Source organism: Arthrobacter sp. GmRoot5-12 (assembly GCF_059739365.1).
Genome location: NZ_AP046056.1, coordinates 1,503,533 through 1,514,543, shown reverse-complemented (window position 1 = coordinate 1,514,543; position 11,011 = coordinate 1,503,533). Strand labels below are relative to the sequence as shown.

General features: G+C 67.1%; 8 protein-coding genes. 4 read left to right on the top strand and 4 right to left on the bottom strand.

Annotated elements, in window-relative coordinates:
- The first annotated feature begins 38 nt into the window (after nucleotides 1–38).
- Together AC6JAM_RS06835 and AC6JAM_RS06830 are read left to right on the top strand one after the other, a co-directional pair.
- A complete protein-coding gene (locus AC6JAM_RS06835) occupies nucleotides 39–635 on the top strand; it encodes a TetR/AcrR family transcriptional regulator (protein WP_497934334.1) in 597 nt (198 codons plus the stop codon).
- Nucleotides 632–1,723 carry a DMT family transporter gene (locus AC6JAM_RS06830; RefSeq protein ID WP_018772087.1) on the top strand — a complete coding sequence of 364 codons (1,092 nt, stop codon included), beginning with the start codon at nucleotides 632–634 and terminating at the stop codon, nucleotides 1,721–1,723. The genes AC6JAM_RS06835 and AC6JAM_RS06830 overlap by 4 nt, the downstream gene beginning before the upstream one ends.
- Here AC6JAM_RS06830 and AC6JAM_RS06825 read toward each other — a convergent pair.
- Entirely contained in the window at nucleotides 1,634–1,930 is a 297-nt protein-coding gene (locus AC6JAM_RS06825; protein WP_224084219.1) for a DUF3040 domain-containing protein, read from the bottom strand. The genes AC6JAM_RS06830 and AC6JAM_RS06825 overlap by 90 nt on opposite strands.
- A gap of 95 nt (nucleotides 1,931–2,025) precedes the next feature.
- Entirely contained in the window at nucleotides 2,026–3,072 is a 1,047-nt protein-coding gene (locus tag AC6JAM_RS06820) for an aldo/keto reductase (RefSeq protein WP_497934332.1), read from the bottom strand.
- 177 nt (nucleotides 3,073–3,249) lie between these two features.
- Here AC6JAM_RS06820 and AC6JAM_RS06815 point away from each other — a divergent pair, with 177 nt between their 5' ends.
- Together AC6JAM_RS06815 and malQ are read left to right on the top strand one after the other, a co-directional pair.
- On the top strand, nucleotides 3,250–3,984 hold the full coding sequence (locus AC6JAM_RS06815; protein ID WP_497934331.1) for a GAF and ANTAR domain-containing protein: 735 nt from the start codon (nucleotides 3,250–3,252) through the stop codon (nucleotides 3,982–3,984).
- Nucleotides 3,985–4,145: 161 nt separating this feature from the next.
- Nucleotides 4,146–6,368, top strand: coding sequence for a 4-alpha-glucanotransferase (malQ, locus tag AC6JAM_RS06810; RefSeq protein ID WP_497934330.1), 2,223 nt, complete (start codon nucleotides 4,146–4,148; stop codon nucleotides 6,366–6,368).
- A 94-nt stretch (nucleotides 6,369–6,462) separates the two neighbouring features.
- Here malQ and AC6JAM_RS06805 read toward each other — a convergent pair whose 3' ends face one another.
- Nucleotides 6,463–9,618, bottom strand: a complete 3,156-nt coding sequence (locus AC6JAM_RS06805; protein WP_497934329.1) for an alpha-amylase family glycosyl hydrolase — start codon at nucleotides 9,616–9,618, stop codon at nucleotides 6,463–6,465.
- 182 nt (nucleotides 9,619–9,800) lie between these two features.
- The gene (locus tag AC6JAM_RS06800; protein ID WP_497934328.1) at nucleotides 9,801–10,847 is read right to left on the bottom strand and encodes a lactonase family protein; all 1,047 of its coding nucleotides are present in this window, start codon (nucleotides 10,845–10,847) and stop codon (nucleotides 9,801–9,803) included.
- Nucleotides 10,848–11,011 lie beyond the last annotated feature (164 nt).

The window sequence follows — 11,011 nt, the reverse complement described above, 5'->3', positions numbered from 1 at the left end:
GGTAGACTGGCCTACCTACTACCACCGCAAGGAGCCCCATGCCTGTGTCACGCGCTTCGGCGACCAGCCGCCGCCCCGCCCGGGTGCTGCTGCTTGAAGCGGCAGCGCGCCTTTTCTATGCCCAGGGGGTGGCCGCCACGGGAATCGACACCATCACTGCCGCGGCGGGCGTTGCCAAAAAAAGCCTCTACAACAACTTCACGTCCAAAGCGGACCTCGTGGCCGCCTACCTGGAAGCACGGCATGAGGAGTGGCTCGGCCTTTACCGGACGCGGCTGGAAAAGGCCGGGACCCCGTCGGAGCAGGCACTGGCGGTCTTCGACGCCTACCTCGACCACGCAAATGCCGCCTACCAGCACGGATTCCGCGGCTGCGGGCTGCTCAACGCGGCGGCTGAACTGCCCGCAGGGGACCCCGGGCGGACTGCAGTGCGGCTCCACAAGGAGGAAGTGCAGGAACTCCTGGCCCGGCACGTCACGGCACTGTTGCCCGGGAGGGAGGGGCAGGCGCCTGCCGTTGCCGCCCACTTGGCCTTCCTCCTCGAAGGTGCCATGGCCAGGGCAGGCCTGGAGGGCGGCGACGTGCCGCTGCGGCAAGCCCGGGCCATCGCCGGGCAACTGCTGGACGCCTTGTGAACAACAAGCCAAACCATCAGCAGGCCCAGCCCTGGGGAGCGCTCTCCATAGTGGCGGCATCCATCCTCTGGGGAACCACCGGAACAGCGGCCACCTTCGCGCCCGCCGTGAGCCCACTGGCCATCGGCGCGGTGGCAATGGGGCTGGGCGGACTGATGCAGGCACTGTACGCCGCACGGCACATTGCCGTTCAGTCGGGCAGCCTGCTTGCGCGATGGCGCCTGGTATCTCTCGGTGCCGTGGCGGTTGCTGTCTACCCCCTGGCCTTCTACAGTTCCATGCGCCTCTCCGGAGTGGCCGTGGGTACGGTGGTTTCCATCGGTTCAGCTCCGGTAGCGGCCGCCCTGATCGAACGTTTCGCGGACGGGAAGCCGCTGAGCCGACGCTGGATTCTCGGGGCGCTGCTGGGAATTGGCGGCGCAGCCCTGCTGTCCCTTGCCGGGCACTCGCCGGCAGCACCCGCACATGGGGCTGCTGGCGCCGGGGCTGATTCCTGGAACTCGACTTCCTTGACTTTGACTTCCTTGGCGCCGACGGCGGGAATCCTGCTGGGGCTGCTGGCCGGAACTACTTATGCTCTGTACTCCTGGGCGGCACACCGGCTGACCGGTGACGGGGTCTCTTCACGGGCGGCCATGGGCGCCGTTTTCGGACTCGGCGGGCTCCTCCTGGTGCCTGTCCTTGCCGCAACGGGACGCCCGCTGCTGGAGTCCTGGACCAGCGTCAGCGTCGGCGCCTACATGGCGGCGGTCCCCATGTTTGCCGGGTACCTGCTGTTCGGGTGGGGCCTGGCCCGGGTAGGGGCGAGCACGGCCACCGGCATCTCGCTGCTCGAAACCGTGGTGGCCGCCGTCCTGGCCGTGCTCGTGGTGGGAGAACGGCTCCCAGCACTTGCCTGGCTTGGCGCCGCCGTCGTCCTGGCAAGCATGTTCATCCTGGCGCCGCGGCGGCAAACTGCTGCGGCACCCGGGGGCCGCGCAGGTGCACCACCACGGCCATCAGCCGGTGGTCTGCCGGCCGCCGCTCCGGGCCAGCACCGTGGGACCGAGCAGCAGGCAGGCGCCCAGCCCCAGCAACAGAATCCCTAGCACCACCGCACCGGGAGCCGGCAGCCCGGCCCCCGCGATAATGAGCACCACACCAATCAGTGCCGCCGCCATGCCCGGGAACAGGCCTGCGGGGAGACGGCGTGCCGGATAGCCGGACAGCAGTTCCATGGCCAGGTGGGGATCGTCCGCGATCAGCCCCAGTTCCAGCTCCTTGAGCAGGCGTCGCTCCTCATCGGACATTGGCATGGCAGGCCCCGGCTTCCTTGGGCGGCGGTATCGGTATCGACCGTAGGAGCCTTCTACCGGTTAGTCAATAGTCCGGGGTCCGGGCTGGAAGCCGCCTACCGGCGTCGTAATTCCGCGAACTCGATGGACGGCACGATTGCGCCCGCGTCCCGCTCCACAAAGTTGGTTCCCGGCGGCACCAGGTCGTCGATGGCATCCAGTACGGTCTCGCCCAGCTGGACATCCGCCGCGCGCAGGTACGCCCGGAGGTGTTCCTCGCTGCGCGGGCCGATGATCACGCTGCTGATGGCGGGATGGGTCAGGGCAAACCCCACGGCCAGGTCCACCAGGGACATTTCCAGCTTGTCCGCCAGCCGGGCCAGCGAGTCCGCGGCCAGCAGCTTCCGCTCGCTGGATGGCCCGGAGATGTCGTACCGGCCGGGCAGTGTGTGGACCCGGGTGGGCGGCTTGCCCGATTCGAGGACGAAGCTGCCGGACAGCCAACCGCCCGCGAGTGGGCCGTAGGCCAGCACGCCCAGGCCATACTGCTGGGCGATGGGCAGGACGTCCCGCTCGTTGCCGCGGACCAGCATGGAGTACGGAACCTGGTTGCCCAGCGGCGGGATCAGATGGTTTGTGGTGGCCAGCCACTGGGCCTCCACCAGCTGGGCCGGCGTGAACACCGAGGTCCCGTAGTACAGGATCTTGCCCTGGCGGATCAGGTCGTTGAGGGTGGTGATGGTCTCCAGGACGTCGGTGTTGTAGTCCGGCCGGTGCGCCTGGTACAGGTCGATGCGGTCCGTCTGCAGGCGCCGGAGGCTGCCCTCCACGGCCTGGGTGATCCAGCGCCGCGAGTTCCCGGAGTGCGCCGGGTTGGGGCTCATCTGGCCGTGGAACTTGGTGGCCAGGAAGACATCGTCCCGGCGGCCGCGGAGGGCCCGGCCCACCACCTGTTCGGACTCACCCTGGGAGTAGACGTCAGCGGTGTCGATTGCGGTGATGCCGGCGTCCAGGGCTTCATGGATGATCCGGATGCTCTCGTCCGCGCCGGTGGGGGCGCCCTGGGAGCTGCCGTTCCCCTCGCCGAAGTTCATGGTGCCAAGGGTGAGGGGACTGATGGGGGTTCCCGACCGTCCTAACACCCGCAGTTCGCTCAGGCTCATCTGCGGCCTCCTCCATTCAGTTGCCGTGCCTTGGATCGTCACGAGGCTACACAGATTCGGCAGGCCGCCACAGATTCCCGCCTTAGTCCTTCTCTTTTCGTCGTACGGAGTAACCGGCGCCCCGCAAATGACGTTTTGTGGCGCGCACGCGGCACTCCATAGCGCCTATATTGAGGGATGGGCTCCTTCAATAGTGACGGCCAGTTCGTCCAGTTGCATGACATCATCATGGGCAGCGGCAATGTTGCTGATTTCCTGACTGAGCTGTCCTCTGTTGCAGCCTCCGCCGTCAGCGAGGACGCGGGCGTGTTCGTCGAGTGCGGCGTGACCCTCCAGCGCCGCAAACGCAGTGCCACCATTGCGGGCAGCAGTGAACGCGCCGTTGTCCTGGACAAGCTGGAGCAGGTCCTGGGTGAAGGTCCGTGCATTGCGGCGCTGGAGGCCATGAAGCCCGTCATCCTTTCCAATGTGGAGACCGATACCCGCTGGCCCAAGTACCAGAAGCTGCTGGCCGAGAACGGCTGCCGCAGCGTCCTGGGCGTCCCGCTTGCCCTGGACGGGCACCAGTCCGCCGCGTTGAATTTTTTCGCTTCGGAACCGGACGTCTTTGCTGACGAAGTCGTTCGCAGGGCTGAGGGGTTTGCTGACCTCGCGGGCCGCGCATTGAGGCTGGCACTGCGGATCGCCGACGCCCAGAACCTGGCGGACGACCTGAGGGCCGCAATGGCCAACCGCACCACGATCGACCTGGCGTGTGGGGTGATCATGGCCCAGAACCGGTGCAGCCAGGATGAAGCCATGGCCCTGCTCACCAAGGCGTCCAGCCACCGGAACCAGAAGCTGCGGGACCTTGCAGCGGGAGTCATCGGCCGGGTCAGCGACGGAGCCGTGACCACGCACTTCGATCCGTAACGTCCGCCTCCGGAACCCGTCCTGATCCGCCTGGATGCCGTCCCGGTTTCGCCTCCGCGCCGCCCTGCAATAATCTGAACCAACGGTTGTGCACGGGGGTGTCAGCGCCCGGTACAACAGCACTGTAAGTTCCGGGACCATCACAGACGAGGCGGACACCCATGACGGCTTCAGACCAGCAGCACGCACCAGGCCCAGCGATCCCAGCAGGCCCTCCCGCCGCTGCGGCCGGGCCGGTCGATCCGCACCTGCTGCAGCAGCTGGCCGACGCGCATGGTGTGGGTACGTCCTTCCAGGGCTGGGATGGGCTGCCGCATTCCGTTGCCCAGGGGACGCTGGTCAAGGTGCTGGCAGCCCTCGGTGTCGAGGCACACACCAACAGTCACATTGAGGCTGCCCTGGCCGAAGCCGAACTGGCGCCGTGGCGGCGGATGCTGCCGCCCGCCGTCGTCATTAAGCAGGGCGAACCGGCCCAAGTGCCGGTCCACGTGCGTGACGGCGCCACCGCGCGCCTGACCGTCACCCTGGAAGGTGGAACCGGACAGCGCGAAGCGGTCCAGCAGGATGTCTGGGTCCAGCCCCGGGAGGTGGACGGCGTCTCCACGGGACGTGCCACCTTCGCCCTTCCCCAGGACCTGCCCTTGGGCTGGCACACGCTGCATGTCGAGTCGGAGGGCGCTATGGCCAGCGCCGCCCTGGTGGTAACCCCTGCGCGGCTGGCCACGGCAAAGCCGCTGGAGGAACGCCGCGGCTGGGGGCTGGCCACGCAGCTGTATTCGGTCCGCTCAAAGCGGTCGTGGGGCATCGGCGACTTTGCGGACCTGGCGGACCTGGCCGCGATCAGTGGTGCGCGCGGCGCCGACTACGTGCTGGTCAACCCGCTGCACGCGGCCGAGCCGGTACCGCCGGTCCAGCCGTCGCCCTACTCGCCGTCCACCCGCCGGTTCTTCAATCCGCTGTACATCCGCATCGAGGCCATTCCCGAGCTGGCATACCTCCGGCCGCGGAAACGTGCGGCGCTGGAAAAGCTGCACGAGGAAGTGGCAGGGCTGAACCGGGAAGGCACCCGCCTCGACCGCAATGCCGTGTACGCGGCCAAGCTGCAGGCGCTGGAAATGCTTTATCACACGCGCCGTTCACCGGCCCGGCAGGCCGCCTTCGATGAGTTCTGCCGCAGCTCCGGCCGCGGCCTGGAGGACTTCGCGCTCTGGTCAGCCATCCGCGAGGACCTGGCGCCGGACGACCCCCTGTGGACAGACCCCGAGTGCGCCATCGGAACACCGGAAGCCGAAGCCCTCCGGGAGAAGCTGGCGGACCGGATCGGGTTCCACCGCTGGCTGCAGTGGATCTGCGACGAGCAGCTCGAGAACGCCCAGAGGGCCGCGCTCCGGTCGGGGATGCGGCTGGGCGTGGTGCACGACCTTGCAGTAGGCGTGGACCACAGCAGTGCCGACGCCTGGACGCTGCGCGGCGTGCTGACCCCGAACACCAGCGTGGGCGCACCTCCTGACATGTACAACCAGCAGGGGCAGGACTGGGGCCAGCCCCCATGGCACCCCGCACGCCTGGCCGAGGCCGGATATGAACCGTTCCGCAACATGCTGGCCAACGTGCTAAGGCATGCCGGCGGCATCCGCGTGGACCACATCCTGGGACTCTTCCGGCTGTGGTGGATCCCCATGGGGAACGCTCCGGGGGATGGCGCCTACGTCCGCTACGACCACGAGGCCCTGATCGGCATCCTCGCGCTCGAGGCGCACCGCGCCGGTGCCGTGGTGATCGGGGAGGACCTGGGCACTTTCGAGCCCTGGGTGCGTGACTACCTTGCGGCCCGGGGGATCCTGGGCACGTCCATCCTGTGGTTTGAGTACGACGGCGATTCGCCCCTTGCGCCCGAAAAGTACCGCACGCAGGCGCTCGCCAGCGTCAACACCCACGACCTGCCACCCACCGCCGGCTACCTTGCCGGGGACCATGTGGGGCTCCGGAGCCGGCTGGGGCTGCTGGAACGGTCCGAGCAGGAGGAGCGCGCGGAGCACAACGCGTCTTTGGAGAAGATGTTCGCCCTGCTGCGCGAGCGCGGGTACCTCTCCGAGGGTGCCGCCGGCGGCGTGGAGGGGCAGCCGTCCGAGGAGCACACCATCGAGGCGCTGCACCTGCTGCTGGCCCAGGCGCCGTCGGTCCTGCTCGGCGTGGCCCTGGTGGATGCGGTGGGGGAGCGGAGGGTCCAGAACCAGCCCGGAACCACAGAAGCCCTGTACCCCAACTGGCAGGTGCCCCTGGGGGGGCCGGACGGCAAACCCGTCTACCTTGATGACCTCCCCGCCAACAAGCGGTTCAACTCGCTGCTCGCGGCGGTGGAGGGAGCCCTGCGCCGGGCCTAAGCGGCTCTCAAGGCAACAGGCCCCGCCGCTTTTGTAAGCGGCGGGGCCTGTTGCCGTAGTTGCTTTGCCTGGTTTGCCTTGTTCGGCGGGTGAACTAGTTAGCGGCGATCACATGGGTGAAGTGGTCGTACCGGAAGGTGACCGGGCCGCCGTCGTGCTCAAACACTATGTTGGCACCCGGGGAAGCGCCGCCGGCCCCATAACTGATGTCCCAGCTGCGGTTCAGGGCCGCCTTGAACTCGTAGCTTCCCGCAGGAAGGTCCGGAACGGACAGCTTCCACACGAGGTCTGCCGGGTCCAGCACCAATTGCGCCTGGTTACAGGACGGCTCCCAGTCCGAGGCGCAGCCCAGCTCGCTGTCCATGCTTCCGGCTGCCGCCACGGCGGCCGGCTGCTGCGAGGCGTAGACGGCGCTGAGCAGGTGGGTGCTGTTGTCATAACGGAAGGTCACCGGGCCGCCGGGATGGTCCAGCACGATGTTCTGCCCGTTTAGCTGGCCGTCGGCGCCGTAGTTTTCGTCCCAGCCGCCGTTGAGCGCTGCCTTGTATTCGTACTTCCCGGCCGGCAGGTCCACGGTCAGCCGCCAAATGCGGTCCGCCGGGTCCAACACCATCCGGGCCTGGCTGCAGCCTGGATCCCATTGTGCGCTGCAGCCCATCGCCTGGTTCAGTGATCCGGCCACCGTGACCGAGTCGGGCTGCGGGGCCTGGCCCACCGTGACAGTCCTGGTTTCGCTGGTGACGTTGTAGCCGGTGCCGGTCATGGCCGCCCGATATTGGACCTTGGTGCCGTCCGCCAGCCCGGTCACGTCGTCGGTTGCTGAGTAGACGGGCGAGGACGAGTCGGTGCCCACCGCGGTCCAGACCCCGCCGCCAACACTGCGCTCGAAGGACACCACGTGGCTGGCCTTCTCCGGGTCAGCGGTGGCGCTGAGCTCAACCTTGCCTTCCACGCTGCTGCCCTCCGCAGGCTTCTGCAGGGTCAGCACGGGCGCGGGTACGGCCGCGGAGCGGCTTTGGCTGGTGGCGGAATGCCCGCCGTTGTCCAGAACGGTGGCGCGGTACTCCAGCGGTGTGCCGGCATCCAGCGCCGCGACGTCGTGGAAAACCTGGTACGGAGCGGTGTCGTCCGTGCCGATCGGCTGCCACGCGCCGCTCGCCGTCCGGGCTTCAAAGGTGACCTCGTAGAACGAAGCACCGTCGACGTCGGCCGTTACGTTGATGCGTCCGTTGTCACCAGGCGCGGCGGCCGGCTGCCGGAGGGCGACGGCGGGAGCCTCCTTGGAGTGCGGAATGCGGCCCGAGGATTCGTAGACGACGGCGGAAAGCGGCGGCACGGTCACGGTCAGTTTGGCGTCGTCAGAGGTTTTGGCTTCATCGGCGCCTTCGCCGTAAACGCGCATGTAGCTGCGCTTGGCGATGTAGGTGGGGACTTCCACCGTCTGTGTCTGGGTGCTGTTGTTCAGTGCCACCACGTATTCGCGCTGGTCCTTGGCATCGGTGCGGGAGAAGGCGTAGATGCCCGGCCCGTCAGCGGCGTAGCGGTGCTGGTGTGCGCCATTCCGCAGTGCCGGGTGCTCCTTGGTGAGGGCTGCAAGCTCCCGGATTTTGGCGTAAAGCGGGTGGCTTGGGTTGAAGTTGTCCGTGGCGTGGGTGGCGTCCGTGCCCAGCAGGTCGTCGTCCAGGTAGTCCGGGACTTTGCTGGCGAAGAGGGTCTGGCGGGCATCCTGGTCGCCGCCCGGGCCGGTGAAGCCCTGTTCGTCGCCGTAGTACACCACCGGGTTGCCGCGGGAGAAGTACATCAGCTCGTGGGCCAGCTCGTCGCGTGCCACCTTCTCGGCATCGCCTGCGGCGGGGTTGTCCTGGGCGATAAAGCTGCCGATGCGGCCCATGTCGTGGTTGCCCAGGAACGTGGGCAACTCATAGACGTTGGAATCGGCGTCGGTGTACCAGTCGTCACCGGCGAAGAATGCCTGGAGCGCCTTGGCGTCCTGGCTCTTGGAGGCAAAGTTGCGGGCGGCATCCTGGAAGGGGAAATCCAGCACGGCCTGCATCTTGTTGCGGGTGGTGAACTGGGAAGTGAAGCTCTTGGTGGTGTCGAAGACCTCGCCGAACATGAAGAACTCGTCCTTGCCGTGCTCCTTGGCGTAGCTGAGGACGTTGGGGCCGAATTCCTGCCAGAACTCGTGGTTCACGTGCTTCATGGTGTCGATCCGGAAACCGTCCACGCCAAAGTCGCCAATCCAGGACTTATAGATGTCCTCCATGCCGTGCACCACGGCGGGGTTTTCGGTGAAGAGGTCATCGAGGCCGAAGAAGTCGCCGTACATGGAGTCCTCACCCGTGAAGGTGGTGTCGCCGCGGTTGTGGTACAGCGTGGGGTCGTTCAGCCAGGCGGGAACCTTGAGGTTTTCTTCGCCCGGTGGCAGGACCGGCTTGTAGGGGAATGACGTGTTGGCGTCCAGCCGGGGGAAGGTTCCGGTGCCGGCGTAGTCGCGGTCGTCGAACGCTTCGCCGGAGGCTGTCTTGTAAGGGACTGCGTCCTTTGAGATGTAGCCTTTCCGGTTGCCCTCCTGGTAGCCGATGACGTCGGCAGTGTGGTTGGTGATGATGTCGAAATAGACCTTCATGCCGCGGGCGTGGGCCTCGTCGATCAGGGCCTTGAGCTCACCGTTGGTGCCCAGGTGGGGGTCGATCTGGGTGAAGTCGGTGACCCAGTAGCCGTGGTAGCCGGCCGACTTGTCCTCGGGCTGGACCGCCTTGTTCTTGAAGCTGGGGGTCAGCCAGATGGATGTGGTGCCCAGGCCCTGGATGTAGTCGATCCTGCTGCGCAGGCCGGCCAGGTCGCCGCCGTTGTAGAAGCCCTTCCTGGTGGGATCGAAGCCGGAGACCATGGGATCCGGCCCCAGGCCGCCCTGGTCATTGGCGGTGCTGCCATTGCTGAACCGGTCTGCCATGACGAAGTAGAAGTTCTCGTCCGTCACGGGACCGCGGAGCGAATGCAGGGCGGTGGAGGATCCCTGGCCCTGGGCGCCGGGATTCTTGGAGCCTGAATCCTTGAGGCCCACCGCGGCATGGGCCGGGAGGACTGCTGCGGAAACGGCCACCGCAGCGGCAAGGAGGCCGGCCGCCGACCTCGCCGTGATTGCCCGGCCCGGGGCCCGGCGGCGGGTTGTGGGGTGCTGTGTTCCTGCGGGCTTTGCCTGCAGTTGGGCGCGTGGGGGCGCGCCGGGAGGGGTGCGGAATAACAAGGGTGAGACCTTCCTGGGAAGCAGCGCTGCTGTACAGGCTTGCCGTTGACAAGGGATGCGGCAGGAGGGTTCGAAGGACAGCATGCAGACCTGTGAACCAAGTCACAACTGTAAGCGCTTGCGCTGAATTACTCCAGCGTCTGGGGAAGAGCTAGGGGAGGAAGCCGTAGCGGGCATCGCAGTTAGCCGGCGGACACCAGGGCAGTGGGAGAGGGGGTGCGAAGATCATGAAGCACGGGGCCGGGGAGCCCGGTGACGGGATCCAGTTCAAACGTGGCAATGTTGTCCGACCGTTCGTGGGCCACGTGCAGCCAGCTGCCCCGGACCATGTGGTGCCGCGGCCAGTCCCCACCGCTGTCGAAGTCCTTGACGGGGATCAGTTCGGTGCCGCCGGCTGCTACTTCCAGGACGCTGATGAGGTTGGATCCACGCACGCCGGCGTAGGCGAAGTTCCCCTGCGGGCCAAGGCAGATTTCGGCGGCCGAATCACCGTCCTGGCTGCCGCCCGCAGTTGCAGGTCCGCGGAATATCAGCTCATAGGTGCCGGCCTCGGGCCGGACCACGAAGACCTCCACGGAGTACTCCGACACAATGAAGACGTTGCCCGTGGGGTGCTCCACCATGTGCCGGGGACCGGTGCCGCAGGGGAGGACCACCTCGTGGTCGGCTACCAGGCCGGTGCCCGGCTCATAGGTCCAAATGCGGAGGGTGTCGTGGCCCAGATCGGTCGTCATGATGCGCCCGTCGCGCAGCATCAGGCTGGCATGGGCTCGGCTCGGCCTGGGGCTGCCGGGGAAAAGGCCGGCGTGGGGGTCAACCGACGGTGCCGCGGGGAGCCGTGCCGTCATGCCGCCGTCGTCATCCAGCTCGTAGAGCAGGACCTGCCCGTCACCCCAGCATGCAGCGGTGACAAACCGGCCCTCCGGGTCCACGGCGACGTGGCAGGTGGCCTCTCCGGCAGGCTCCGGTGCCCCGGACAGTTCCAGCGCAAAGTCACCCCGTCGGCGGTAGGCCTGAACCATTTTGCGCTGCTCCGCCGCCGCGTAAACCAACGGCAGCGTCGGGTGCACGGCCAGGAACGACGGCGACTGTGCCTGGACTGCCGTGCCCAACCATTCAAGGCTTCCGTCCTGATGCTCCCGCACGGCCCCGATGCCATTGGCGCGGCCGCCGCCGTCGGGGGTGTAGGTGCCGATCCAAAGAATGTTGCTGGCTGTTCCCGTGGTCATTAACCCATCCTGCCAAGAGTTGGCACCCATTCCCGAGCACAAGGCCACCTATTAGCATGGGATTTCCAGCAGCGGACGAAGGAGGTGGATCCCATTACCGCAGTCACAGTTTTGGGCATTCCCGTTCGGTGCCGTCCGGAGAGCTTGGCCTAGCCGCCATGGGG

What these genes read in the sequence shown, in the direction of transcription:
- AC6JAM_RS06835 (WP_497934334.1), top strand. Translation starts at nt 39, where the DNA reads ATGCCTGTGTCACGCGCTTCGGCGACCAGCCGCCGCCCCGCCCGGGTG.
- AC6JAM_RS06825 (WP_224084219.1), bottom strand. Translation starts at nt 1,930, where the DNA reads ATGCCAATGTCCGATGAGGAGCGACGCCTGCTCAAGGAGCTGGAACTG.
- AC6JAM_RS06820 (WP_497934332.1), bottom strand. Translation starts at nt 3,072, where the DNA reads ATGAGCCTGAGCGAACTGCGGGTGTTAGGACGGTCGGGAACCCCCATC.
- AC6JAM_RS06815 (WP_497934331.1), top strand. Translation starts at nt 3,250, where the DNA reads ATGGGCTCCTTCAATAGTGACGGCCAGTTCGTCCAGTTGCATGACATC.
- malQ (WP_497934330.1), top strand. Translation starts at nt 4,146, where the DNA reads ATGACGGCTTCAGACCAGCAGCACGCACCAGGCCCAGCGATCCCAGCA.
- AC6JAM_RS06800 (WP_497934328.1), bottom strand. Translation starts at nt 10,847, where the DNA reads ATGACCACGGGAACAGCCAGCAACATTCTTTGGATCGGCACCTACACC.